Origin of the sequence: Vibrio penaeicida (assembly GCF_002933855.1) — a bacterium.
GTDB classification, from domain to species: domain Bacteria; phylum Pseudomonadota; class Gammaproteobacteria; order Enterobacterales; family Vibrionaceae; genus Vibrio; species Vibrio penaeicida_A.
Genome location: NZ_BFAQ01000048.1, coordinates 1 through 25522 on the forward strand (window position 1 = coordinate 1; position 25522 = coordinate 25522).

The window sequence follows — 25522 nt, forward strand, 5'->3', positions numbered from 1 at the left end:
AGTTTACCCATGTGAAAAACAATCAGCACCTCACTGTAGATGGGGAAAGCCGGATCAAAGTTGCAGCCGATCATACCTTGATCGCCGATGGGTCTATTCATCAAAAATCATCCAATAATTGGGCGAGTGAAGCAGGCACCGAGATCCACGTAAAATCCGGACAAAAAGTCGTACTCGAAGCCGACAATGAAATCACGATTAAAGCGGGAGGCAGTTTTGTCACCATTGACGCTTCTGGTGTCACGCTATCTGGAGCAGGTGTCAACCTAAACTCAGGTGGCGCGGCAGGCAGTGGCAGCGGGTTTGGAGGACAAGCGGCCATACAACCAGGGCAACCAGAACCACCACCGAGTACGCCTGCCCCGATTCTTACACCCGCACAAATCGCCACGATGAAAGCAGCGGCTCCATTCTGCGAAGAGTGTGAGAAGTGCAAGGATGGGCAATGTTCGATCTAGACGCCTACGCTGGCAAAGAAGCGTTGTCTTGGTATGCCATTTTTAACGGAACAACCGATTACAGTGCGCTGGCAGACTTTTATCAGTTAGGTGGAAAAGACGCCTATGGAATTTGGTTGGGCACACAATATGAAGATTGGACATTAGTGATGCCTTACATCGCCCCTGTTGATCCTGATGGAGAGTTCATCCACTGGGTGGCTGAAAAAGCGGAGAAAGACTGGGGGATGTTGGTAGGGACAACGTCAACGTTTCAGCAGGTCTTAGCGCACTTTCGAAGCCTGACACAAATATGGATGCCATCCGGTACTCATGCCTTCTTCCGTTTCTATGACCCAAGATTCAGCCTGAATGTGGCTAAGTTTTGCGATAAAGAACAGCGAGCGAAAGTTATGGGTCCCTGTCAGGTTTGGCTTTCTCAACATGGGGATGTGGTAAACGTTACCCCTACTGTAGACACCATAGAGCCGGAGTTCCCATGGTGGACAGTGCCAGAAGACGTGCTGCTACAACTGTCAAACATTGATAACTCCACCCTGATTGCCAATTCCATAAAGTGGCTAAAAGAGAGTCACGCTGACATTTATTTTTTCTTCCCAGAAAATACCGTTATAGCCAAAGTGACGCGTTTAGTGAACCGCCACAGAAAGGAATTTGGCTCACTAAACGAATACATAAAAAGTGTGCTTGAGAAAGAGGTATACCGATGACGACCACCATGACGATGGCAGATGCAGAAAACCTATTCAGCACAATAAAAACCGACTTTGAAAGTTCTATTGATGAGTATCGTCGCCATTCAGAAAACTGGTTTTATGGCTGGGCTTTAGACATGGAACAAAAAGTAATAGTGAATAAGGATGAGTACTCGGCAGACACCGACGATTCCAACATCGAAGCCGACTTAATTACCTGCCCACTAGACGGAAAAATCACTCTTGTTCACTGCTTCGAAGCGGAAGCTTTTGTTCCGATTGGTGGTACACCTTTCAAAATTCAGCCCATGAAACTTGAAAAGAACTTCTGGGGGAATTTTGAATACGAAGCGGACGGCGAAGCCATTTCAGGCACTATGGATGACAACGGATTCGCTGAAATTACGCTGCCGCCAGAGCACAGAGGCAAACAAGTCCGCGTGACGTTTTATCCCGACGTGTCTGAAAGCGACATCAAAACAATGCTGGATTCTTATGATCCTACCATCAGCAAACTTAGCACTTGGCTTGATACACAGTGGAACACCGATCTTCGCAAGGAGTGGAATCTATTTATTAATGAGCCAATTGATGTGTGGGACGAAGTCAAAAAGTTCATGAGTAAGTTATTGGATGCCATCGTCGATGCTTGGGATGAGATTGCCGAACTTTTCAAGCTGCTCGCCAACCCAAGTAAGCTTGCAAAGGAGCTTGCTAAATATGTTGAAAACCCAGAGTTGATAGCTGAAAAGCTTGCCTCGGCGAAAGAAGAAGCCGCTGAAATGCTCACCTTATTAAAAGACGAAGCACGCTGTTTCCTTTGTTTAAATGCAGCAGTTTCTTGGTTTAAATTGCTAAGCCCACTTCAGATCATCGGTATTGCGACCACTATGTTGGCGCCGCTGCTTGTTGAAGTCGTGATCAGCATTGTGATACCGGGTGGAGCAATTTTGAAAAACATGAATCGATTGAGAGATGTCGCTGGCGCAGCGACTCTGGTGGGGGCATAAGAATGGCTAGAAAACCTCGCTCTGCACCCATAGTAAAAAAGATCAAAGAGGTAGTAGATTTAGTCAAGGTCGATGCAAAGGATAATGCCGAAAACCTACGGAAAGTGACTCAACACGGAAACAGCAAATTTAATGGTCAAGCCAAGGTTAATCAAACTGTCGACGGTAAAACGGTTCAAAACGCGACATCTGAAAAACGCCAAGCCAAACAATCGACACACCTAGCGACCAACGAAAAACGAACGGTAGAAAACAACGCCAGTAAGAATGGCAACGGTGACGCTACCCAATCGAACCAGAAGACCGATACCGAAGGTTGCCCTGTTTCAATGGTCACAGGCGAAGAGCTTCTCGAACTACAAGATGTCACATTACCTGGGGCACTGCCGTTTACCTTTACCCGAACCTACAAAACCAGTAGCTGCGAGATCAACACAGGGTTAGGGTTTGGCTGGAGCCACCCACTCAGCCAGTCTTTGGCCTTCGAAGATGGAAAGCTCTTTTGGTTAGATGCGGAAAACAAACGCACTGAGTTAACCGAGCCCACGAAACAACTGCCCGAGATATACAACGATCTTGCTGGTGCGGCGGTATTCTTAGGACAAGAAGACGGCGAATACATCCTCGCACAAGCGGGTTCACCTTTTTACCACTTTGAACGACGGGGACACTCGGCTCGCCTGAGTAAGCTGTCCGACCAATATGGTAACCGACTTTCCATTCGCTACGACGGGCATCAGCGCCCTGAAGCCGTCGTGAATGAGCACGGTATCGCCCTATGGTTTGTATACCAAAACGACCTCATTAACCAAATCGATTTTCGCACTCTCACTAAAGGTAGTACGACGGGTGAATGGATAACGGAAAGAACCTGTGCAACCTATCAATACAACGCACATGATCAGCTCATTGCCCAGAGAAATACGGGCAATGAGGGTGAAGATTACGCCTACGATGCTCAGCACGTTATTACGCTTCGAAAAATGGCTGGCGGCGTGGAATTTGGCTGGGAATGGGATGGTACTGGTAAATCGGTTCGATGCTTACGCCACTGGAGTAACACAGGCTACAACACCCAATTCGATTGGGATGACGACGCCAATGCTGTAGTTGTTACCTATTCTGATGGCAGCACTGCCGCCTATCAACACGATGAGAATGCCCAGTTAGTACAAACCACCGACCCTGATGGTGCAGTGACACAAAACCAATACAGCGACAATGGCGATTTGGTGCTCACCGTTGATCCTATGGGCAACGAAACCAAACATGTCTACAACGAACAAAACCAAAAAGTCCTCACAATTTCCCCTGATGGCACAACAACAGAGTTTCAGTACTGGCGTGGTAATCTGCGCAAAGTCATTCAATCCGACCGAAGTTGGCGCTACAAATACAACGAATTTGGCGACATTACCGAAAAACGTGACCCGCTTGGTCAGGACACGTTTTATCGCTACAACCAATATGGTCAGCTAGACCAAATTCGCTACCCCGATGGCAGCCAACATAAACTGGCGTGGAACCGATTGGGCATGCTGATTGGGGAAACCTACCCAGACGGCTCGGAAGCGAATTATCGTTACGATATCTTGGGGCGGATAGTGCTCGAAAAATCCGTAACAGGTGCGATGACGCGCTACGAATGGGATTCAGCAGACAGGCTCGCTCGTATTGTGCTACCTGGTGGTAAATCCAAATCTTTCGAATACAACGGTTACGGTAAACCCACCAAAGTGGTGGACGAAAACGGGCAACTCACCCGATTCGATTATCATCAGCACATGGATTTGGTCAGCCGCGTGACTCAACCCGATGGGTCTTCACTTCAATACGACTACAACAACGCCAAAAACTTCGTCAGTACCATTACCAACGAAAAGGGCGAATCGTACTTTATCGATTATTACCCTAACGGGCTAGTGCAAAGAGAAACCACCTTCGATGGTCGCTTCTTTGAGTACGAATACGACCTCAATGGCAAGTTGGTTAAAAAAACGGAAACGGGCACACAAGGCACTCAACTAGAAACGCTATTTGAACGCGATGTAATGGGTAGGCTTACCAAAAAAGTCCTCCCTGATGGCAACGAAGTTACCTACGCTTACGACGAATATGGGCAACTGGCGCAAGTTGAGGATGGCGACACCCCATTAGCTTGGCAATATGATGCGCTAGGTAGGCTTACCCAAGAGCACCAAGGTTGGGCCTCTCACTATTATCAATACGATGAGCTGGGTAACCTTACTCATTGGCAACTGCCAGACGCCAATACCCTGAGGTATGAGCGCAGTGCTGGTGGCGTGCTCTCGCGCATTATGCTGAATGATGAGCAGCTTACACGGCACCACTTCGATAATGGATTGGAGACGTCTCGCCAGCAAGGGAGCCTTACTAGCCGTTTCCAGCACGATGAAGAAGGCAGATTGATCGCTCACACGCATCATCAACGCGGTCAGCTCACTCAGTCCAAACAATACCAATACAGTGCCGAGGGCAATCTGGCGGAAATGGCGGACAGCCGATATGGCAACGTCCACTACGATTACGACCCACTTTCGCGCTTAAGTGCCACTAAAGGCTTAGTCGAAGAAACCTTCGCTCACGACCCTGCGGGTAACCTGCTGCAACAAACGTTAGGTGGGCGTTTTGAAGAGGTAGAATCTGGCGTACAAGGTAATCAGCTGCAATTTCATGGCGATGTCCATTATGAGTACGATGAATTTGGGCGTTTAATTGCGGAAAAGCGTGGGAAAGGGCAAGCGCTCGTCACCATTTACGAATACGACTGCCAGCACCGCCTAACCAAAGCTACCCTGCCCGATGGCACCGTCGCAAACTACCAGTACGACGCCTTTGGGCGACGCATTGCAAAAAGCGTGACCGACAAACTGGGTAAGCAAACCAACACCGAATTTGTGTGGCAAGGCGATAACCTGATTGCGGAAACCAGCGATTCTCACTACCAAACCTATGTGTACGAGCCGGGCGGCTTTAAGCCGTTGGCGCTCATCAGTGGAGAAGGTGAACACACCGAGGTTTACCATTATCAGCTCGACCAAATCGGCACCCCGACAGACCTCACCGACAGCAGCGGCAAAAGTGTGTGGTCGGTTCAATATCGCGCCTACGGTAATGTGCTTTACCAACATGTTGAAGAGATTGCCAACCCACTGCGCTTCCAAGGGCAGTATTATGACAATGAAACAGGGCTACACTACAACCGCCACCGTTACTACAGCCCAAGTACAGGTAGGTTCACCACCGCCGACCCAATCGGACTTGCAGGCGGCTTAAATAACTATCAGTATGTTCCTAACCCGACGGGATGGGTGGATCCACTGGGGTTGGCGGTTGAGAAGGCTAAAATCTGTCCTTGCGAGAGTTCTTCTGGTTATTCAGACGAAAGTTCTCCATCAGAAATAGCGAAATCCTGGCAAGGTCAAGGCAACTACCCAGGCGTGGACAATTACAAAGATATTACCCTCAAAAAAGGTAGCGTTATTTTTGGTGGTGTCCCTGGACAATCGGAGTACTATACTACCCCGAGTGCGATTAAACGCTCAGGGGGATCAGCTGAGAATCTATTTTCTGGATTACAAGTAAGCCCCCACCCCGAATTTGGCTATAGACCGGGAGCAACAGCATATGAGGTTGTTGAAGATACCCCTGCTGCTTTTGGAATTACAAGAGCCAATCCGCATTTAGGGAAAGGAGGTCTTCCCCAAATTTTTGTACCTGACTTTGAATTAAAACTCAAAGCAATTTATTCTATCAAACTGGAAGATTAGCCATGCGACTTAACAATATAGTACCAGGTATTGAGAAAAGTAAATTTTTAAAAACTCACACGAATGCTAGTACGCATGTGGTCAATGGAGACTATGAATCATATAAGCTAAATGACATATCAATTGAAGGATACAATATCCATATTGTTTTCTATTTTTTTCAACATAAACTAACTCATTATCAGATATTTCCATCGTCGAAAGATCTTAAAGATATAAATGGACTAGAAAAAATACGGACGGAGGTTGATAACTTGCAAATTTGGTCCAGTATTTCACTAATTGACGATAGTAAAATGGGCTACACCTACCTCATAGCTAAATAATTAAAAATTTGTTGAATTTAGTGGGACACACACTTTAAGAAAACACCGCTCCTAATAGCGTAGCAATCTGCGCAAAGTCATTCAATCCGACCGAAGTTGGCGCTACAAATACAACGAATTTGGCGACATTACCGAAAAACGTGACCCGCTTGGTCAAGATACGTTTTACCGCTACAACCAATATGGTCAGCTAGAGCAAATCAGCTACCCCGACGGCTCGCAAGCAGCTTATCGCTACGACATCTTTGGGCGGATTGTGCTGGAAAAATCCGTAACAGGTGCGATGACGCGCTATGAATGGGATTCGGCAGATAGGCTCGCTCGTATTGTGCTACCTGGCGGTAAATCCAAATCTTTCGAATACAACGGCTATGGTGAACCCACCAAAGTGGTGGACGAAAACGGGCAAGTCACTCGATTCGATTATCATCAGCACACGGATTTGGTCAGCCTCGTGACTCAACCCGATGGGTCTTCACTTCAATACGACTACCACAATGCTAAAAACTTCGTCAGTACCATTACCAACGAAAGGGGCGAATCGTACTTTATCGATTATTACCCTAACGGGCTGGTGCAAGGAGAAACCACCTTCGATGGTCGGTTCAATATCGCGCCTACGGTAATGTGCTTTACCAACATGTTGAAGAGATTGCCAACCCACTGCGCTTCTAAGGGCAGTATTATGACAGCGAAACAGGGCTACACTACAACCGCCACCGGTACTACAGCCCAAGCACAGGTAGGTTCACCACCGCCGACCCAATCGGGCTTGCAGGCGGGTTAAATAATTATCAGCATGTTCCTAATCCTACAGGATGGGTGGATCCACTGGGGTTGGCGGTTGAGAAGGCTAGCGGGGCTTGCTGTGGTAAATATGTACCAAAAGATGTTTTAAATAGAAAAATATATAAGAATACAATTGACGTTAACCCGAGCGCCCCCGAATTTGTGCATCGAAGTGTTCACAAAAGTGTTAGACAGAAAGTCGAGAGTGGCTGGACTAACTTAGATTTAATGGAAAATGGATACGCGCCAATTGGACCAGATGGAAAGCAAATAAACCTACACCATGTTCTGGGACAGGAGCCCGGACCTATGGTTGAACTTATGAGTTCAACTCATAAGAAGTACCACAAACCATTACATGGGCTTATTGAGGATGGAAATAGTTTTAGACACAATACTTCTCTGCTATACCAATATGAAAAGTTTAGAAAAGACTATTGGAAGCAACGTGCTAATGACTTCAAAAATGGAGGTGAGAAATGAATTATAAAGACCTTGCTGAAAAACTAGATCATGCTAATAGCGACACCTTCTGGCAAGGCAGCGCTGATGAATCTCAAATAGACAAATTAGAAGAGTTATTGTCATTGCAATTTCCAGAAGATTTTAAAGAGTTTTTAAAACAATTAGGTGGGGGAGGCGTTACTGATTCAGAAATATCTGGAATCGAAGATAATGACTCAACTATTGATTATGGAGGTACTGTCTACGGTGATACTCTGAGTGCGAGAGAAGACTACAATCTCCCAGAACATTTAGCAGTTATTTTTTTCAAGGATGATGAGATTTGTTGGTGTATTGATACAAATAGCCCTAAAGGAGAAGTGATCAGTTTTGATGTATTTAAGCAAGAAGTGAATAGTAAGATTGCAGACTCTTTTGAGCGATTTTTTCATGAATATGTATCTCTAAGAGCCTAATGACTAGTGAAGAAAACAGGGACAGTCACTTTTAAGAAAACACGAACTCCATCAATTACAGTGGCTTGTGCCTAGATCCACAAAGGCGATGATGGGGTATTTCGAGTACTGAGGCTTTCAAGTATGGCGTAAGTAAAAGGGATGGACACTTAAAGAAAACACCACCTCTAATAGCGCAGCAATCTGCGCAAAGTCATTCAATCCGACCGAAGTTGGCGCTACAAATACAACAAATTTGGCAACATTACCGAAAAACGTGACCCACTTGGTCAGGACACGTTATATCGCTAAAACCAATATGGTCAACTAGACCCGAGATTCCACAACCAATTTAGGAATAAACCGCTTCATACATTAGCAGCCGAGTCTCATGCTCTTGAACACCCGTGATGAAGCTTTGACCGCCAAATTAGAGTGTGTCGATACCTTCGAATTTTAAGAATACCCAACGAAAAATGGCATACGAAGACGTATATGACTTATTACAATTAGATTCCACATCTAAAGGCATTGCATTTGGTAATCTTGAGCTGCCCATTTACTTTATCGAACAAAACCCTGAGCCCTAAGGCTTTTTACCAGCTTTGATACCAATTTGGTAAGAAGATAATGACGCTGAAAAAGACCGTCACGATCTAGGACAGGCTTAATCGGCAGCAGTGGTAAAGTGTATATTCGAGCTTATAGTGACTATACGAAGTTCATCAGCTGAGCAGTTTATAGAAAGGTATGTTGACTGATAGTGAAGCTGCCGTACCAATGATACGGCAGCTTAGGAGCATCAATGCAGGTTGGAAGATATTAGAATCGGAAGTTGAGCCCAGCTAAGATGGTATCGGAGTAATAGCTGCTTTCAAACATGAAGCGACGATAGTCCAAGCTAAGGCTAAAAGTATCTAGCAAGATGAGCTCTGCTCCACCCCCAAAATATGGGTTTACCCCTTTGTGGTGTTCAACCGTTTCAGCTCCACCTGACTTGGGTTTGAGTGTTCGTTGTAGATCTGAATGGCTGACACCACCCATCGCGTAAAAATTAACAAAGTCCATCGGAGCAATGTTAGCTTTCAAACCTGCGAAGGTAGCGTCATATTCAAACGTTTCTGTGTTGTCGGTAAGTACGCCAGTCACAATAGCATTAGTCACTCCAGAAGCGGTCGCATAACCAATTTCAGCAGAAAAATTGGGGTGAAATTGATAGGCATACTCAAACTGGACTGCAACCCCAACATCGCCAGTGTCATCATTATTAATAGCTGCACCTCCAAGTTTAATACCCAGATGGTGGTTAGCTCCGAAGGTGGACGTAGATAAAAGTGCGGCAAGCAAAAAAGTGATGTTTTTCATATCTATTTATTCCTAGCAAGGCGTCTCGTAACTATCTGAAACTATATACATTCAACCAATGTTAAATTATCAATTTAGCCAGAAAAACTTGCTTAACATGTGCTTTGGGGAAGAGCAATGAGGTCAGAAAAACACTCATAGAATACCGCTCAAATACTGTTAACATAATTCAACCAGCTATTCTTTAACGGCAGTGACTCTATAATATTTACTGTTAATTACGTATAAATTACAAATTACCCATTAGTGGGACACACGCTTTAAGAAAGGAACCAATAGTTCACTTTTTATCACTTCGAGTTCTTGGGTAATCTCGATGAAATTCGGCTGAGTATTCGATTTTTTGACGAAAAGACAGAATCCTCTCACCCTTTAAATATGAAATGAACGCTTGGTCTATGTACCCTCGCTTGTCATCACGAATCTGCCCGTACAATCGACCAATTCTAAGTAACCTATTAGCTGAAAAGTGGGCTATTCCTTCCATTATCGACATATCGTTTGAAACGAGCAAATAGCAGACGCTCTATTTACGGCAATCTCTAAGTAAAAAGAGTCCCCCTCAAAGAAGAGTATTGGATTTATCAATATAGTGACGGTAAGATTTTGGCTTTGGAACCCATCAAAATAACGTAAAGGGAACGAACATGAGTAACATCGAAAGGCTGCACACGAACCAGCGTATGAGTAAAATCGTTAAACATAATGATACGATCTATTTGTGCGGTCAGGTTGGTATTGCCGAAGAGAGTGTAGCCGACCAAACACGCGAAGCAATTAGGCGCGTAGAGGTTTTACTTGAAGAAGCGGGCAGCGACAAACATCATGTGTTGCAAACTATCGTCTGGCTGTCTGACATGTCCGATTTCCAAGAAATGAACGCGGTTTGGGATGAATGGTTTGATGAAGGTGAAGCCCCTGCCCGTGCGTGTGGCGAAGCAAAACTGGCTCGCCCAACGCTAAAAGTAGAACTGATTGTGACAGCTGCAGTAAAGAAATCGTAATCCATTAAAAATTATAAAAGCGAGGGGCGCGATACCATCAGAATGAGTAGGTGCGCTTCCCCCATCATTCTTCTGAATAAATATACGCCCCTGTTACCTATCTAGCTCTCGCTATTTGTGCTTTCAAAAATCTTATCTGCCGATGCAGCGACAAACCCTGGGTAAAGATCGCCATTGCCCATTGGGTAGCGCTTGGCAAATTCATAAAACCCTCCCGGCACCGTTTCCGTTATTCCTGCAAAAGTAACAAGCATTTTATCGGCCATGGTTGAAGATTGCTCTAGCAGAACTTCAGGAGAGCCTTTCACTTCACCACCAAATTCGTTAATGGTAAAGCCAGCCTGCCTTAAATGATCATTCACTTGTTTCACTTCTTCAAACTGATTCAGCTGGTTCACACTCACCGTAAAATGATTCGCTCCGTAACCGTGAGCCGCTAACCACGCTGCGTATTCGCTTTCTGCTGCTAACGCTAGGTAATCTATATATGAAATGTCCCACAATCGGCCACCATACAAAAAGTCGGTTTTTTTAAGTTTCGCTGTATCGACTTGTTCCACTAGTTTCGCCACTGTATTTTGAAGCTCAGTTGAACATTTATGAATTTCCAATTCACTAATGAATACTTTCGGTAGCTTAGGATTAGAATGCTCAAAATGCTTTGCTACTAACTTCTTCGATTCAAATACGTAATCGCCTGCCGGTTTATATCCCACTTCCAACAATGGTCTAGCCAAGGTCTCAATACCAAGCGGTTCTATACCGAATGTGCGCAATGCAATGTGATCGTTAATCAGGGCTTCGTCTTCTTGCAATAGGTCATGAACCTTTAACGCAGATGGACACAAACGGTTGATGTAATCTTGCCAAAGTGAAGCAAATAAATTCTCCGGCGACATGACGCCTCCTTGTTCGAACTACCTAAATAGGTAGAGGTTGTTTATAGATTTACCCAGCAGATTTGCTTAAGGATAGAGCACAAAAACTTCAGCGTGCCTCTCGGTTAAAGATAAGTTCGTACTTTCTTTGTAGATCTTACGCTGCACACTCAAGTGTGTGAAATACGTTATTTTTATGTTAACTATAGGTTTACTCTATAGCTAAACTGAGTTTTGATGAATTCACATATATCAAAGTCTGTTGATCTAGGTAATGAAGAATGGAATTAAGAACGCTACGATATTTTTTGAAAGTATATGAGATTGGCAGTGTCAGCGGTGCGGCCAAACAATGCTTTGTTTCACAGCCTTCGATAACCTCTGCCATAAAGAATTTAGAATCGGCACTTGATACTACACTTTTTGTGCGTCACGCCCGTGGTGTGGTGCCTACACCTGCTGCGAAACAGCTCTATCCAGAAGCAAAACGGATGATCGATAGCGAAAAAAATATCCTTCAAACCTTTCGTGAGCAACCTGTTACCGTCCCTCTTAGGCTAGGGATCATGCGCTCGTTGGGTGCCAAGAGAATGAGCTTATTACTGCAACACCTAAGCGAAGATATTGAGCACTTAGAGCTAACACTGGTTGATGCCGATGAACCCTGTGATGCGCGAATTCTGGTCGGTTCTTCTCGTGTCAGTGATGATCAATTTGTGCCAATATGGGAAGACACCTATCAATTGGCCCTTCCTCACCATTGGGCAGAGGCACAAAAACTTTGTTTGGATATTGAAGACTTGGATGGAATGCCATTCATTCATCGTGAACCGTGTATCGCTCTCGATTCGTTGAAAGACAGCCTTCTGCAAAGAGGCATTCAATTTAATGCCCGAGCCAATATCCGAACCATCGACTACGCCTGGCCCCTAGTTCAAGCTGGCGTAGGCGCAGCATTGCTGCCCAATTGGGCCGAAATTACAAGCTCCGAATGCATCGCACTCAAGCCAATCAAAGATTTTGACTGTTCACTCTCTGTCGGTATGGCGGTTAATATAAGTCAGCGCTCAGTTCCGTTAATGAACCAAGTCATTTCAAGCTGCCGTAGATTTAGCGATACCGTATAACAATGATTAAGCTTCGCGAATAATGGCTTAGTTGTAAGTAATTACCTTCGCTTGAATATGCTCTTCTCAATTTTGATTATTGACTAAGAATTTACATACTCGTAAAAGATAAATTCACCTTCCCCATCATCATTAGACCTTTCCTCCAAACCCTAATGAGATATAAAAATGAAATTCGAACGACCTGCGACACTTCTTTTAGCTATCGCTATTGCTTCCCCCTCTGTCTACGCCAACACTATTGATAATTTGATAGCGGATTTTGTACAACACATCGAGCAAAGCGATTGTTCGGTGGATCTCTCCGATTTAGAAACATCACAATCCATTTCGCAAAGCTTAGGTGTCAGAGTCCGCCCAACGCTTCACTTAATGAAAGACTATCTGATCATAGAGGGCACCGTTCAAGCGCAAGAAAACGATGACAAAATTTTGGCAAAAACACCACTGTGCGGCGGGGATAAGATTGTGCCTAAGCCCACTGAAGATCTAAAAGAAGCACTGCTTGAATCGGGTCAATGCTCATTCAATAAAAAGGAGTTTAAAAGCTTGCTGAAAGCATCCAATATCGGAAGCTGGGAAGGCGATGGCGCACTCAGAGCGTTAAATCAAAGTGGTGAAGTGATTCAAGATAAACAAGCAGACGTCATGACCATAAAATTTGGACAATGCGGTTAAGGTTGTCTGAATAACGGGATTTATACCATTGAGCAAATGCAGGTGAACCTTAACCTATTCTGTGAAGACGAGTGCACGGAAATTAGAACTAAAAATGTCAGAGTCGGATTCATTTGGCTCTGACATTTTTTATTCGTGCGCGTCTTTGGGGTAGGTTAAGTGCTTTGAAGATTTAACTCCGCAACGAAGTCATACGCATCGCCGCGATAAATGGATTTAGTCAGCTCCACCACCGAGCCTGAAGCCAGATAAGATACTCGCGTCACCTGCAACCCTGCCACTCCCTCATTCACTTCCAGCAATTGGGCGTCCTCTTCATTCAGGTTGGATGCCATAATGTGCTGAATTGCCCGCACGGGTTTTTGGTCGAGTTCATCGAGCACGGCGTAGAGAGAATGCTGGACTTTCATAGGATCATTCAGAATGGATTGAGGCAAAACGGCCCGTTCTATTGCCATTGGTTGTCCGTCGGCAAATCGCAGGCGTTCTAAGCGCACAACAGATTCTGAAGGGCTAACGCCGAGCGTCATGATCTCTTCTGGTGAGGGTCTTACAACTTGTCGTGATAACCAGGCTGAGCTGACTTTCATGCCTCTGCCTGCCATGTCCTCCGTAAAAGAAGTCAACCGAGAGAGCGACTGTTCCACACGCGTCATTCGCTCTGCTACCACGGTGCCAGCTCCCTGACGCTGATCGAGGTATCCGTCTTCAACAAGAGGAGCAAAGGCTTTTCTTACTGTGACTCGTGAAAGACCAGTGATCTTTGCAATTTCACGTTCTGATGGTAGCTGAGTACCCGGAGGTAATGATCGATCCTGAATCGCACGTTCCAGCACCTTCTTCAGTTGCAAGTAACGAAGCCCGCCACTTTCAGTCAGCCAGTTGGAAGGATCAAGGACATCCGACACGTTCATTCAAAGCGCTCCCTTTGAGGTATTCAAGGTTATAGAGGTTATCCCATCCAGAACGCTTCCTTTGGGCTCTGCAAATATGGCTTGGTAAGACTCCGGCATAAGTGACTGATAAAAAGCGGCTAAGCCACCATTCATGCAAAGATTCCCTGTTTTTTTCACGTTCAGAAATTCAAGGATTTCAACCAGCCTTGAAACAGAAGAACACACCAATTGTTGCGCGACCGGATCCCCGTTTTGGTAAGCAGATACAATGTCAGACGCAAACTCGGCGCAGTCTTTAGGAGAAGCCTGAAGAGAGAAGTTCACCAATTTCCTAATTTCGTTATTAAATTTCGCGAAAGTCTTATCCACCAAAGGGCTGGAAGGTAACATACCGTCGTGAACATTTGCAACATAGCGCATAAGTGCTTTTCCTAACGCTGCACCACTACAATCGTCAGAAAGAAATAGCCCCCACCCGCCAACACGCTGATAAACACCATTCTGCTGCGACAGAAAAAACGACCCAGTCCCAATGCTCGCAACAACGCCATCTTCATTACCCAAAGCCCCTTTTAATGTGGCTTCAAGATCGGAACGAATAACCACCTGAGCAAAATTCAAGCTGTCTCTCAACTCACCGACCCGATCACTGCTTTCTGCTCCTGCAAGGGCAAGACCGATGATATCCCCTTTGCTTTGATTAAGTGCACGCCCGGCTTCAGCATAGGCCTGAGAAATACCTTCCGTAATATTTTGCTTTGCGACCTCAAAATTGGACGCCACATTAGCTGACCCTGTTTGTACCTGACTCAGGACACAGCCATTCCGGTCTGATAACCGCACAATGCATTTCGTACCACCACCATCGACGGCAATAACAAGGGGGGAATCCATGATGTGCATATTACTCCTTCCAGTCAGATTATCTCAAGATGCAGTTTGAGTATTAACAATACCTATAAGGATACCAAATATGATGTTTAACACACTTTTCACCCCATTTCGATCAAAAAATAGACAAATGGTATTTTAAAGGTATTATCAAAAACAGAGTAAAAGGAGTCAAATTTGCGCGTGCGTATTAAGGTCTGTTGACCTAGCAAAGCCGTCACAAACGTAGCGCAGTTGGATGAAAGAAAATCGGCTAATCACTGAAATAGCTGTCTGAACAAGGAAGTAGAAAATGAATCGATCAAAATTGACTACTCGCACCATACTTGCTACCGCCGCCCTGCTGTGCAGCGCTTCGACTTTTGCCAAAGCTGAGCTCGATTTCTGGAGCTGGCGACAAGAAGACGCCAAAGCCTACAACGAGATCATTGCAGCATTTGAGAAGTCCAACCCGGATATTTCAATCAACTACACCGCCCATGAAGCGAAAAGCTACGCCACCGTGTTAACCACTGCACTCACAGGGGGAGCGGGTCCCGACATCATCCACACCCGAGCCTACGGGGCATTTGAAAGTGTTGCCGCACCCGGTTACCTCGAACCATTAAATGGCAAAGTGGATCTTTCCGGCTTCTCCAAAGATGAGCTGTTAGGTGTAACACTCCGCTCCGATGGCAAGGTGTACTCCGTACCAATGGCATCGCAGACCATTCTTGTTTACTACAACGTAGATCTGCTGGCAGCTCAGAAGATTACTCCACCTACTACATGGGATGAGTTTGTCGCAGCAGCTAAGAAACTGAAAAGCTCAGGCATCATGCCTTTAGCCAACGGCACTAAAGACGGATGGACAGTAGAAGTTATGTCTGGGGCGTTTATGCCTAACTTTTACGGCGAATCGTTTTTCGGTGAAGTGACCGCGGGTTCAACCGACTTTGAAGATGCACGTTATGTCGGTGCCATGGAGAAGTTCGGCGAACTGAGAGAGTTCCTGCCTCAGGGTCATGAAGGCGTCGATTACGCCACCATGAAACAGCTATTTAATTCCGGAGCAGCCGCCATGTTCGTTGGCGGTTCTTGGGAAATCGCTGGCTTTAGAAAAGCAGGAATCAACTTTGACATCATGGCCGGACCTGCAGCCAAAGCAGGAGAACCTCAAATGGTCGCAACCTGGCTCGACGGGGGCTACGCGGTTAACTCTGGCTCTGAAAACAAAGAGGCTGCACTCAAATTTGCCCGCTTCCTAGCGACGCAAGAATTCGGACAAATGCTTACCGACAAACTGGCCAATGTTGCCGCAGTAGACGGTGCAGTGTCTTCCGACCCAATGCTGGCGAAAATCTCTGAGTTTCATGACAGCGCAACGCCATACATCATGCTGGTAGGGTATCGCTTTAAAAAACCAACAGGATCCACACTGCTACAAAATGGTTTGCAGGAACTGATGGCAGGCAAGAAATCTGCGGCTGCCGTGGCAAAAGAAGTGTCTGACGGCATTAAAGCGTCGAAATAATAAACATAAAACAAATAAGAACACAGTCCGGTTTTCCACGCAGATGATATTGATGAAAAACACTCATCATGTTGCTGGAAAGTCAGACTCGTTTTCTAAAGGATTTATTTAGCTTTGCTGTAAGGAGAAATGAGTGGCTGGTATTGAGTTGCGCAGTGTGAAAAAGCGCTTTGGTGATGTTGAAGTCATTCCGGGGGCAAACCTCAGCATCAAAGACAACGAGTTTGTGGTATTTGTTGGACCTTCAGGCTGCGGAAAATCCACTCTATTACGCCTTCTGGCAGGGTTAGAAGATCTTACAGATGGAGCGATCGAAATCGATGGCGATCGAGTCGACCACCTTCCTCCGTCAAAACGCGGGCTGGCAATGGTATTCCAAACCTACGCACTCTACCCGCACATGACGGTTTACCAGAACATGTCTTACGCGCTGAAAGTGGCAAAAGCCCCCAAAGCAGAAATAGACCAGAAGGTCCGGCAAGCCGCAGAGATTTTGCAGTTAACCGACTACCTCGACCGTAAACCCAAAGCACTCTCGGGTGGGCAACGTCAGCGCGTGGCGATTGGCCGAGCGATTGTCCGCAACCCGAAAGTGTTTCTGTTTGACGAACCCCTGTCCAATCTGGATGCCAAGCTTCGCGTGCAAATGCGCATCGAGATAACCAAGCTTCATAAACGCCTAAATGCCACCATGATATACGTGACCCACGATCAGGTCGAAGCCATGACTATGGCAGACAAAATTGTGGTTCTTAAAGATGGCGTCATCGAGCAGGTGGGTCCCCCATTAGAGCTCTATAAAAAGCCTAACAACCGATTCGTTGCCGGGTTTATTGGTTCACCAGCCATGAATTTCTTTCCTGCGGAGATCATGAGCAAAACCGATAGTGGAGTAACGTTAAAACTGGAAGGCTGTGACGAAGCCATTCCGTTTCCGTGCTCCGACCCAAGCTCACTCACCTCAGGCGATAAAGTCACGTTTGGAGTAAGACCAGAGCACGCAGTGCTGGAAGGGCAATCCGATGGTCAGGTAAGCGGCGAAGTGTATGCCGTGGAAAGGCTCGGCGGAGAAACCTACCTTTATGCCATGTCGGCGACGGGGCAAGATATCACGGTTCATGCACCCGGCGATCAGGAGTTTGATGTTGGCGAAACCATCAAGATCGGTTTCCTGATCGAAAACTGTCACCTGTTTGACTCCAACGACAACGCGGTGCGATAAGGGGGAGTTCATGAAAGAAGACGATCTCGTTATAAAGCGTGAAATAGCGCGGCGTAAGCGTAATCGCAGCCTCTGGCTAGCGTTCTTACTTTTTCCCCCTGCGGCGATTCTGTTTGTGTTCGTTTTTCTGCCAATGGGTTCGGCGCTGTGGTACAGCGTTTACGATTGGAACGGTCTGATAAAAGGTGAATTTGTCGGGATTCAAAATTTCAAAGACGTGCTACTTGATCCCAACCGCAACTGGTATCTGTTTAATGCATTAAAGAACAATGTAATTGTGTTTGTTACCCTGATGATCATTCAAAACGGTATTGCTTTGATCCTCGCGCTTCTGCTAGCACGCGACCCAAAAGGCGGGCGGTTTTATCAGGTGGTGTTTTTCCTGCCTGTGATTCTTTCCACTGTCATTATCGGTTTTCAATGGAAAATGTTTCTTAACCCGTTTTTTGGTTTGATAAACAAAGGGCTGAATTTCATTGGACTCAATGAGTGGGCGTTGCCCTGGCTAGGTCTAACAGAAACTGCCCTGCCCTCTATGTTGCTGGTCAATGCCTGGGCTTGGGTCGGATTTCCAACTCTTGTATTTCTGGCAGCCATTCACCGTATCCCCAAAGATTTTATTGAAGCCGCTCGGTTGGATGGTGCGAGTGAATGGCAGATCGCCAAAGATATTATCTGGCCTTTGATGGCACCTGCCGTCACCATTATTGTGGTGCTGACCTTTATTGGCTCGTTTAACTGGTTCGAATTGCCATTCATCATGTCTGGGCTGGAAGGTTCTCCTTCCTATTCAACCGATATGCTGGGGCTGCTTTTCTACCGAACAGCATTCGGCTCGGTAAGCGCTGGCGGCACTGAGTTTGGTGCAGGGTCTGCACTTGCCGTGTTGATCTTTATTTTTATCTTTGTCTTCTCAATCATCGCGACCAAATTGCTAACGGCGCGTGAAGTTAAGATGGATTAGGAGGCAGAAATGAAACAGGCAAACACAAGTTCGCTCGAACAATGGCTCATTCATATATTTCTGGGGGCAGGTGCACTCATCATGCTGTACCCGATATTGATGATGGTTCTGTCCGGATTCAAAACCAATCCCGAGATCTTTTCTACGCCATTTTCTCTGCCAAACAGCTTCAATCTGGATAACTTCAAAGTCATCTGGAACGAAACGGACGTGCCCAGATACTTCCTAAATTCCATCATTGTGACACTGCTTTCTGTCGTTTTTCTCTTAACCACGGGAACCATGGCGGCATACGCGATTGCCCGCTACCGATTCAGTGGCTCGCTCATGGTGTCTCTGTTCTTTTTATCCGGACTGATGCTGCCACTGAGGCTGGCAATTATCCCATTGTTTATCCAGCTCAAATATTTGGGGCTGGTGGACAGTTTAGTGGGGCTGATCTGCATCTACACCGCAATGAGTTTGCCTGCCACTGTATTTATTCTGACTGGGTTCTTGCGAACTCTGCCCAAGGATTTAGAAGACAGTGCGCGAATCGATGGCGCGAGCGAACTGAGAATCATGATTCAGATTATGGTGCCATTGATTACCCCTGCGTTGGTGATTGCAGGAATCTACAACGCGGTTCCCATCTGGAACGACTTCTTCTTCCCACTTATTTTCATCCAGTCTCCTGAATGGAAAACACTGGCGCAAGGCTTAACCGCATTCTTTGGCGAGTATTCAATCAACTATGGCGTTCTTTACGCTGGATTAACACTCGCGGCACTGCCCATGATCGTCATATTTATCGTCCAGTCACGACGCTTTATTGCGGGTATGACAGCAGGGGCGATTAAGTAACTGGCTATTTGGCCTACTACTTGGATTGTTTAGAAAACAAAAGAAAACGCTCTTGAATCATCAAGAGCGTGAGCTATTTCATTCCTATATCAGGGGGAGGAGGGTGAATGAGCTAGCTTAAAAATGTCATGTCTATCTTATGGTTTTAATTCTTAAATCGGGTTACGTATTAAAGGCTTTGCTGTACCGTCAATGCAGAACGTATGAATCCGTTATGCTCTCTGAGTCGCGATTTCGCCTGCTCTGCATCCAGCCCTGCGAGAATCATGAAGATGGCGGTTTTGCATTGACGACCACACTGCTCAAGCGCCTGACTGGCTTCTTCTGCCGAAGCCCCAGTTGCCTCTACAACAATGTTGATTTGCCTTTGAACCAGCTTGGCATTGTTGGCTTCAACATTAACCATCAGGTTTCCAAACACTTTTCCGCTGCGGATCATTGCTCCTGTGGTGAGCATATTCAGCACCAGTTTTTGTGCAGTCCCCGCTTTCATTCTCGATGAACCTGTGACGACTTCAGGTCCTACAATGGGCGTGATTGCGATGTCGGCAACTTCTGCCATTGCACTCGCCGCATTGCAAGAAATCGATACCGTAGTCGCACCCAGTTCATTCGCGTAGTCCAGACCGCTGAGCACGTAGGGTGTCTGACCGCTTGCTGCAATACCCACGACAACATCCTGATTGCTCAGTTTAATTTGCATCAGATCCTGCTTGCCCATGCTTACGTTATCTTCCGCATTTTCAACCGCATTCAATATTGCCTCACGCCCCCCAGCGATCACTCCCACCACTAAATCTGGTGAGGTGCCATAGGTTGGTGGGCATTCGCTTGCATCTAAAATACCCAGCCGACCAGACGTTCCCGCTCCGGTGTAAATCAACCGCCCATCATTCGCCAGCGCGTTTGTAATGGCATCCACCGCTTCGGCGATTTGTGGCAAAACATCCTTCACTGCCAGTGCTACTTTTTGATCCTCATTGTTGATGACCTTTAACATTTCGAGAGTAGATAGTGTGTCAATCTCGGTACTGTTCGGGTTGCGGCTTTCCGTCGTTAAGCGGCTTAACTCGTCGCGGTTCATTCCTTGTTCTCACCATCCTAAATTCGCCCCAATTTTATTGAATAAAATATTCAACCATAGTGATAAAAATCACAATAAAGGTTATTCTTTGTACAGCTAAACGTTGGAATAATTGACAAGCTTTTCAGCTAAAACGCCTTTCATACTTAAATTATTTGCCAATATTCATTGCATTAGATTGGCGGTCATTATTTCTTAGTTGGAATAATTTATTAGGAATTTTTTGTTATGTCCGTTATCCATCGAATTGTCGCCAGACGCACTCAACTGTCTCAAGGTGGTCGTCTGGTTGGAGACTGGATTATTGAGAATTCAGAAAAGGCGGCATCACTCACCAGTCAGGAACTCGCGGCGCAGGTAAACGTCAGCCAGTCGAGTATCGTAAAGTTTACCCAACGCATTGGATACAAAGGGTACAGCGCCTTCAAACTGGCTTTAAATGAAGAAATCGGGCGTAAGCAGGCGCTGGGGCAAACGCCCCTGCACAGCAATATTCTGGCAGATGATCCTTTAGCCGTTAGTGCTCAGAAACTCGTTAAAACCAAGATGGACGCGATGTTTCAGACCACTAATGCGTTGTCTTATGAAGCTTGCTATCAGGCAGTGAAATGGCTCAGTGAAGCTCGGCGAGTACAGGTAGTGGGGATTGGTGTTTCTGCGTTAACCGCCAAAGACCTGAGTTATAAACTGCTCAAACTCGGCATTACCACTCTGGTAGAGCAAGATAGCCACGTGCAAATTGCAGTAGCAAGAACCCTGTCTTCTGAAGATTTACAAATCGCCATTTCATTTTCAGGTGACAGAAAAGAAATTCTGGTTGCCGCTGAAGCCGCCAAAGAACAAGGTGCAAAAGTCATCGCCATTACTTCTCCCCGAAAAAGCCACCTTCGTGACACGGCGGATATTATCTTTGACACCATCGCGGATGAAAATCGTCATCGAAGCTCCTCCATCGCCTCACGCACCGCGCAAAACGTCATCACAGACTTACTGTTCATCACGCTGTTACAACAACGGGACGAACAAGCCCGCGAGTTGTTCAGTGATATCGGAACAGATATTAATCAAATTCTGACTTAGCGCTTTATTGGGATTAGCTTTTTACTGGGATTACGTGCCTAAAGAGCCTGAGTTAAAAAGTGATTGTTTGAATCGTAAAAAGGGAGCTCTTAGTAAGAGCTCCCTTCTAATTACATTTTAGGTATGTAAGTTACCTAATTTATTGCGTTTATTTGGTTATTGTGGGTTCAAGCCAAGCTTCTGAAGCACAAGGTTGAAGTTTGCACGACGCTCTGCAATTGCGTGAACTTTACCACTTACTGGGCAAGCATCATCTGGGCAACCACGGTTAACAATACCGGAAACCGCATCAACAAACTTAGTCCCTACCATGCCGCCATCAACGTAAGCTTTTAGCTCGTCGTGGTAGTTCCAAGCCGCGTATGGGCCACCAACATCGCTGTAGTTCTGAACAGAAGTCATCCAGAAGAACAGACCCGCAATCCATTTGATCTCTGTGTTCTCTTCAGTAGAACAAATCAACTGAGGGTTAGAACACAAGTCAAGATCAGCATAAAGTGGGTTAGCTGGCGCTGCTTCAACTAAAGTGCCTTCGATGGTTTGCCCAACAGTTTCTGGGTCAACATGGCTACGACCAATGAAGTGGTTCAACGTACCGAAGTTTTGGCGACCCGTAGTTTGGATTACACCACGACCCCACCAGCCACAACCTTCGATAGATTGCTTGCTGCTGCCATCCCACAGGAATGCACCTGCTTTTTGGCCTGCGTAGATTTCACACTTCGAACGTTCCCAAACTTGCTTGTTCTCGTCGATAGTTTGAGGGCTAGTCATACAGTGTTCGCCATTGATGTCCCAACGACCTGCTGCATTTGCTGCCATCTTGCCTTCTTCTTTCAGAACCGCATCTGGTGCTACGAAGATTGGCGCTGGAGCACCGTACCAAGAAGCGTGAGTATTAGCAGAAAGCTCTAGCTTGTTGTTACGAGGACACGAGTAAGGATGATCCTGACCCGTCACTGGGTTGTAACCGTAATCGGCGTATTTCTGATCTAGCTGACCACAAGAAGCACTGTTCGGGTGGTTCGCTGGCGCACCGTACTTGATTTCTGCCCAGTTGTTCTCATCACACGCGTTGTAACGAATCGTTTCCTGCATACTTTGAGATAAGAACGCAGCAATTGCTACTTTCGCGTATTTCTTGTTGGTTTCAACGTCGGCATTAGGATCGACAAGCCAGAATTGATTACCCGCGACACCTACGTTGTGCATTGAATTCAACGCTTTAAGGAAATCTTTCCACTTGTAGATTGTAGAAGGAGCCCACTTGTTGCCCGCAAGTTCATACAAGAAAGCTTCATTATTCATGACGGTTTCAGCGCCTTCTAAATCTGCATTTAGAGCAGCAACGCTGGTTAGTGGCGTAGCTACAAGGCTTTCAGACACGTAGTACAAAGGAATCGGGCTAGCTTGGTAAGCAGCTACTTTGCCTTTCAACCAATCTGTATTTGCCGTTGCAGATACGACAGGTGTCGCACTGTCACTACCCCAAAGAATAGAGAACACGTTGCTGTGCGCTGCACGACGAAGCTGGCTTACACCCCAATCGTGGGATTCTTGTTCAACCAAAGAAGCGACGGAAGACACACCATAAGTTGCACTGTCTAGTGCAATAGATGCAACATCACTACGCAAGTTTGCAGACGATTTACCCAAAGACTTGTCGCCCATGAAAAAGCTCGCCGCAGTACCTGCTTGTGTTGCTGCATCGTAGTTACCCGATTGAGACGTAGTAGCAAGGTGAGCGCCCGGCAGTTTGTAGAGCATTGCAGGTACATCAACAGAGTCCGTCACTTGCTTAACGTAAACAAGGAAGTTATCCCATGCGATAGGACCGAATGCGTGCTCTGCACGACCTGCTGTAGAAAGGCCATTATTGCCGCTTTGTTTAAATACTAAGAAATCTGGTTTAGCGGCTGCACCTGCGTAAGCGCCTGTCCAGTTTACGAATGAAACAACGGATTGTGATGCTGCATTCCAAGTTGAACGCAAGCCAGCGTAATCTTTGTGAACCCAGTTCGTTGTACCAGGGTTAGAAACACTTAGCGACCAACCGTAAGAAACGTCTTTCGCAAATTGCTCCATCACAAAGTTTTGAGAAGCAACCCAACCTTTCACGTTGTCGGCTAGATTAGCGGCTGCCGTATCGATAGCTGATAGGTTGTACAGGCTAGAAATGCTTTGTGATGTGCCCGCAGCGTCAGTCACAGTAAGTGCCGACACATTGGTAATCGCTTCACGCAGTGCACGTTTAACCTGTACTTCTGTTAACGCTGTGTCTGTTCCGAATGCGGTAGCAAATGTCGTATCTTTGTTTGCTTGCCACGTTGCCAACAGATCTTCATTTAGAACAATAGAACCTGGAGAAGCATGCGCAGCGTCTTTAAATACTTGAACCTGTGCTGCGATTTGAATGAGGTTTTGGTAATGGGCAACCAAATTAGCGTAAGTCAGAATGTCGGTGTCGCCCAAACCAGAAGCGGTAGATACGGCTGCGACTGGCACGATGGCTTCACCACCATTTGCCTTTTCAACGTCTCTTGCTTGCTTAAGCGTCGCCAGCGCATCAGCAGCATTGGTTACAACACTGAATACAGAATCAACATTAGCGCTCGCTAGCGCACCGTTTAAAGTCGCTGAATTGTCGGTAAATGTACCCATTGCAAGCGTGCTAGGCCAACCTGCAACTTTCAAGTTAACTGGGTCTTTACGAATGAGTAGCGAAGCGTCTGAAGTACCTGTTCCCGGACCAGTGCCTGTACCTGGGTCTGTAGTACCATTACAGTCAAAGTCGAATTTCCAAGAACCGTCTGAGCCCGGAATAGAGCTTGAGTACCAGTTTGCGGTATATGCTTTACCTTGGTATTGCATTTTATCGCCAGCATTTGCATGGCTAGGGTTACCTGCCCAGTCTACCTGAGGCCAGTTCGGGTATTCGTTGATGCCAGCACAAGCATCTGCGGCGAGTGCACTGATAGGGCTAACTGCGCCAACGGCTAAAGAAACGGCAAAGATGAGCTTGTTTTTCTTAAATATAGTCATTAAATACTTCGCACCTTAGATGTAGGATGTTTAACGTCGCGAGCTTCTTAATTACCCAGAGTTCCAGACAAGTAACTCGAAGCCGCTTTATTGAATCTTTCTGTATGTTGCTCAGAGAAGTCGCCGCACTCAAATGAGTATTTACTTAACAGCAAGACTTTTCGAGTGACTGCACAGTGGAGATGTATACTTAAGAAAACAGAATTGCACTTTGCCCAGCGGTGTCATAAATCTCGTGATTTTTTATATGATTATCAGATTTGTGATAGATGTTATGAAAGCTATATTAAGTCTTGCAGCCAAGCATTCAGTAAATAGAAAAGGAGAACCAAGAATATTCATCTAGTTTCACCTTATTTCTCACTACATAGCTCGGTCTTCTTTTTAGATTCAAGCTTTCGATTTAAGATTCGTAACACTGAAGAATTACCAACCATCCCAAATTTTTAACAGCGAGATAATGGAGAAGATCCCACTAAGACAACGCTATTTGAGCCTATAAATAGTGACACCGATCCAGGCACATTCTCGCTACCCAAGCAATTATTCGCCCACACACAAGCAATTATTCGCTTTCACGCCTCTTAGAAAAACATTAACTATATGTTTTAAAATAATTTTATCACGTTGGCATACCCCTTGCTCTGAACCCCTAACGATCTGACCAATAACTGTTGGATTTTGTTATGGATTACTGTTTGGGGCTTAGTCCCTATTTATGAGGACTGAATGGGCACCTTAAACTTCTCATTGGATGTCGAAGGACTGGCTTCGGATACCTTGATTGTGCGCGAGTATCACGGGCAAGAATCCCTGTCGAACTATCAGGGCTGTCATGGCTTTCGCTATCACATTGAACTCGCCAGCCGCTCTATGAACCTCACGCCTGACCAAGTGGTGGATAAAAACGCTTGGCTGTCGGTGATTCAAAATGGGGAAGTTACTCAACGTGTTCACGGCATTGTCC

19 protein-coding genes and 3 pseudogenes are annotated in these 25522 nt (G+C 46.0%); 16 read left to right on the forward strand and 6 right to left on the reverse strand.

Translation table 11 applies throughout. The annotated features are described in order from the left end of the window. From VPNCDNU1_RS28925 to VPNCDNU1_RS24325, 7 genes and pseudogenes are all read left to right on the forward strand, one after another. Positions 1-458: pseudogene (locus VPNCDNU1_RS28925) on the forward strand (DUF2345 domain-containing protein); the annotation flags it as partial. Further along, positions 446-1168: a DUF4123 domain-containing protein gene (locus VPNCDNU1_RS24300; protein WP_104402761.1), complete on the forward strand. Its 723-nt coding sequence runs from the start codon at positions 446-448 to the stop codon at positions 1166-1168. The pseudogene VPNCDNU1_RS28925 and the gene VPNCDNU1_RS24300, both read left to right, overlap by 13 nt. Next, positions 1165-2163: a Rhs family protein gene (locus VPNCDNU1_RS24305; RefSeq protein ID WP_237324211.1), complete on the forward strand. Its 999-nt coding sequence runs from the start codon at positions 1165-1167 to the stop codon at positions 2161-2163. Before VPNCDNU1_RS24300 ends, VPNCDNU1_RS24305 begins: the two co-directional genes overlap by 4 nt. A gap of 2 nt (positions 2164-2165) precedes the next feature. Then, complete coding sequence (locus VPNCDNU1_RS24310; RefSeq protein WP_104402762.1) at positions 2166-5954, forward strand: RHS repeat-associated core domain-containing protein; 3789 nt, start codon at positions 2166-2168, stop codon at positions 5952-5954. 1061 nt (positions 5955-7015) lie between these two features. After that, a pseudogene (locus VPNCDNU1_RS29425) lies at positions 7016-7060 on the forward strand (hypothetical protein); the annotation flags it as partial. Positions 7061-7102: 42 nt separating this feature from the next. Beyond that, positions 7103-7552 (forward strand): HNH/ENDO VII family nuclease, encoded by a 450-nt coding sequence (locus tag VPNCDNU1_RS29185; protein WP_442758993.1) that lies wholly within the window; start codon positions 7103-7105, stop codon positions 7550-7552. Beyond that, a complete protein-coding gene (locus VPNCDNU1_RS24325) occupies positions 7549-7989 on the forward strand; it encodes an SMI1/KNR4 family protein (RefSeq protein ID WP_104402764.1) in 441 nt (146 codons plus the stop codon). The genes VPNCDNU1_RS29185 and VPNCDNU1_RS24325 overlap by 4 nt, the downstream gene beginning before the upstream one ends. Before the next feature lie 801 nt (positions 7990-8790). Here VPNCDNU1_RS24325 and VPNCDNU1_RS24335 read toward each other — a convergent pair. Next, positions 8791-9333, reverse strand: coding sequence for an outer membrane beta-barrel protein (locus tag VPNCDNU1_RS24335; RefSeq protein WP_104402765.1), 543 nt, complete (start codon positions 9331-9333; stop codon positions 8791-8793). Positions 9334-9980: 647 nt separating this feature from the next. On the opposite strand from VPNCDNU1_RS24335, the gene VPNCDNU1_RS24340 reads away from it, so the two are divergent. Continuing rightward, positions 9981-10337: a RidA family protein gene (locus VPNCDNU1_RS24340; protein WP_104402766.1), complete on the forward strand. Its 357-nt coding sequence runs from the start codon at positions 9981-9983 to the stop codon at positions 10335-10337. Between the two features lie 101 nt (positions 10338-10438). On the opposite strand, the gene VPNCDNU1_RS24345 is transcribed toward VPNCDNU1_RS24340, so the two are convergent. Next, positions 10439-11236: a DUF1338 domain-containing protein gene (locus tag VPNCDNU1_RS24345; protein WP_104402767.1), complete on the reverse strand. Its 798-nt coding sequence runs from the start codon at positions 11234-11236 to the stop codon at positions 10439-10441. Positions 11237-11496: 260 nt separating this feature from the next. Here VPNCDNU1_RS24345 and VPNCDNU1_RS24350 point away from each other — a divergent pair, with 260 nt between their 5' ends. Together VPNCDNU1_RS24350 and VPNCDNU1_RS24355 are read left to right on the forward strand one after the other, a co-directional pair. Further along, on the forward strand, positions 11497-12342 hold the full coding sequence (locus VPNCDNU1_RS24350) for a LysR family transcriptional regulator (protein ID WP_104402768.1): 846 nt from the start codon (positions 11497-11499) through the stop codon (positions 12340-12342). Between the two features lie 168 nt (positions 12343-12510). Next, the gene (locus tag VPNCDNU1_RS24355; protein WP_104402769.1) at positions 12511-13020 is read left to right on the forward strand and encodes a hypothetical protein; all 510 of its coding nucleotides are present in this window, start codon (positions 12511-12513) and stop codon (positions 13018-13020) included. A 155-nt stretch (positions 13021-13175) separates the two neighbouring features. Here the strand turns inward: VPNCDNU1_RS24355 and VPNCDNU1_RS24360 are convergent, their stop codons facing one another. Together VPNCDNU1_RS24360 and VPNCDNU1_RS24365 are read right to left on the reverse strand one after the other, a co-directional pair. After that, a complete protein-coding gene (locus VPNCDNU1_RS24360; RefSeq protein WP_104402770.1) occupies positions 13176-13934 on the reverse strand; it encodes a GntR family transcriptional regulator in 759 nt (252 codons plus the stop codon). Continuing rightward, positions 13935-14819 (reverse strand): BadF/BadG/BcrA/BcrD ATPase family protein, encoded by an 885-nt coding sequence (locus VPNCDNU1_RS24365; protein ID WP_104402771.1) that lies wholly within the window; start codon positions 14817-14819, stop codon positions 13935-13937. Positions 14820-15099: 280 nt separating this feature from the next. Between VPNCDNU1_RS24365 and VPNCDNU1_RS24370 the strand changes: the two genes are divergently transcribed. From VPNCDNU1_RS24370 to VPNCDNU1_RS24385, 4 genes are all read left to right on the forward strand, one after another. Continuing rightward, complete coding sequence (locus VPNCDNU1_RS24370) at positions 15100-16320, forward strand: extracellular solute-binding protein (RefSeq protein ID WP_104402772.1); 1221 nt, start codon at positions 15100-15102, stop codon at positions 16318-16320. A 133-nt stretch (positions 16321-16453) separates the two neighbouring features. Beyond that, positions 16454-17542, forward strand: coding sequence for an ABC transporter ATP-binding protein (locus tag VPNCDNU1_RS24375; RefSeq protein WP_104402773.1), 1089 nt, complete (start codon positions 16454-16456; stop codon positions 17540-17542). Positions 17543-17552: 10 nt separating this feature from the next. Beyond that, positions 17553-18506: a carbohydrate ABC transporter permease gene (locus tag VPNCDNU1_RS24380; protein WP_104402774.1), complete on the forward strand. Its 954-nt coding sequence runs from the start codon at positions 17553-17555 to the stop codon at positions 18504-18506. Positions 18507-18515: 9 nt separating this feature from the next. After that, positions 18516-19349, forward strand: coding sequence for a carbohydrate ABC transporter permease (locus tag VPNCDNU1_RS24385; protein ID WP_104402775.1), 834 nt, complete (start codon positions 18516-18518; stop codon positions 19347-19349). A gap of 169 nt (positions 19350-19518) precedes the next feature. On the opposite strand, the gene murQ is transcribed toward VPNCDNU1_RS24385, so the two are convergent. Then, positions 19519-20433: an N-acetylmuramic acid 6-phosphate etherase gene (gene murQ, locus VPNCDNU1_RS24390; RefSeq protein ID WP_104402776.1), complete on the reverse strand. Its 915-nt coding sequence runs from the start codon at positions 20431-20433 to the stop codon at positions 19519-19521. Between the two features lie 228 nt (positions 20434-20661). On the opposite strand from murQ, the gene VPNCDNU1_RS24395 reads away from it, so the two are divergent. Continuing rightward, positions 20662-21513, forward strand: a complete 852-nt coding sequence (locus VPNCDNU1_RS24395) for an SIS domain-containing protein (protein ID WP_104402777.1) — start codon at positions 20662-20664, stop codon at positions 21511-21513. A 156-nt stretch (positions 21514-21669) separates the two neighbouring features. Here the strand turns inward: VPNCDNU1_RS24395 and VPNCDNU1_RS29190 are convergent, their stop codons facing one another. Then, positions 21670-24555 carry a cellulose-binding domain-containing protein gene (locus tag VPNCDNU1_RS29190; protein WP_237324212.1) on the reverse strand — a complete coding sequence of 962 codons (2886 nt, stop codon included), beginning with the start codon at positions 24553-24555 and terminating at the stop codon, positions 21670-21672. Between the two features lie 729 nt (positions 24556-25284). On the opposite strand from VPNCDNU1_RS29190, the pseudogene VPNCDNU1_RS24410 reads away from it, so the two are divergent. Next, positions 25285-25522: pseudogene (locus tag VPNCDNU1_RS24410) on the forward strand (type VI secretion system tip protein VgrG); the annotation flags it as partial.

Excerpts from the sequence above, each read along its gene's own strand:
- VPNCDNU1_RS24305 (WP_237324211.1), top strand. The coding sequence starts at position 1,165 with ATGACGACCACCATGACGATGGCAGATGCAGAAAACCTATTCAGCACA.
- VPNCDNU1_RS24310 (WP_104402762.1), top strand. The coding sequence starts at position 2,166 with ATGGCTAGAAAACCTCGCTCTGCACCCATAGTAAAAAAGATCAAAGAG.
- VPNCDNU1_RS29190 (WP_237324212.1), bottom strand. The coding sequence starts at position 24,555 with ATGACTATATTTAAGAAAAACAAGCTCATCTTTGCCGTTTCTTTAGCC.
- VPNCDNU1_RS24345 (WP_104402767.1), bottom strand. The coding sequence starts at position 11,236 with ATGTCGCCGGAGAATTTATTTGCTTCACTTTGGCAAGATTACATCAAC.
- VPNCDNU1_RS24385 (WP_104402775.1), top strand. The coding sequence starts at position 18,516 with ATGAAACAGGCAAACACAAGTTCGCTCGAACAATGGCTCATTCATATA.
- VPNCDNU1_RS24350 (WP_104402768.1), top strand. The coding sequence starts at position 11,497 with ATGGAATTAAGAACGCTACGATATTTTTTGAAAGTATATGAGATTGGC.
- VPNCDNU1_RS24300 (WP_104402761.1), top strand. The coding sequence starts at position 446 with ATGTTCGATCTAGACGCCTACGCTGGCAAAGAAGCGTTGTCTTGGTAT.
- VPNCDNU1_RS24395 (WP_104402777.1), top strand. The coding sequence starts at position 20,662 with ATGTCCGTTATCCATCGAATTGTCGCCAGACGCACTCAACTGTCTCAA.
- VPNCDNU1_RS24365 (WP_104402771.1), bottom strand. The coding sequence starts at position 14,819 with ATGCACATCATGGATTCCCCCCTTGTTATTGCCGTCGATGGTGGTGGT.
- VPNCDNU1_RS24380 (WP_104402774.1), top strand. The coding sequence starts at position 17,553 with ATGAAAGAAGACGATCTCGTTATAAAGCGTGAAATAGCGCGGCGTAAG.
- VPNCDNU1_RS24325 (WP_104402764.1), top strand. The coding sequence starts at position 7,549 with ATGAATTATAAAGACCTTGCTGAAAAACTAGATCATGCTAATAGCGAC.
- VPNCDNU1_RS24360 (WP_104402770.1), bottom strand. The coding sequence starts at position 13,934 with ATGAACGTGTCGGATGTCCTTGATCCTTCCAACTGGCTGACTGAAAGT.
- murQ (WP_104402776.1), bottom strand. The coding sequence starts at position 20,433 with ATGAACCGCGACGAGTTAAGCCGCTTAACGACGGAAAGCCGCAACCCG.
- VPNCDNU1_RS24355 (WP_104402769.1), top strand. The coding sequence starts at position 12,511 with ATGAAATTCGAACGACCTGCGACACTTCTTTTAGCTATCGCTATTGCT.
- VPNCDNU1_RS24370 (WP_104402772.1), top strand. The coding sequence starts at position 15,100 with ATGAATCGATCAAAATTGACTACTCGCACCATACTTGCTACCGCCGCC.
- VPNCDNU1_RS24335 (WP_104402765.1), bottom strand. The coding sequence starts at position 9,333 with ATGAAAAACATCACTTTTTTGCTTGCCGCACTTTTATCTACGTCCACC.
- VPNCDNU1_RS24340 (WP_104402766.1), top strand. The coding sequence starts at position 9,981 with ATGAGTAACATCGAAAGGCTGCACACGAACCAGCGTATGAGTAAAATC.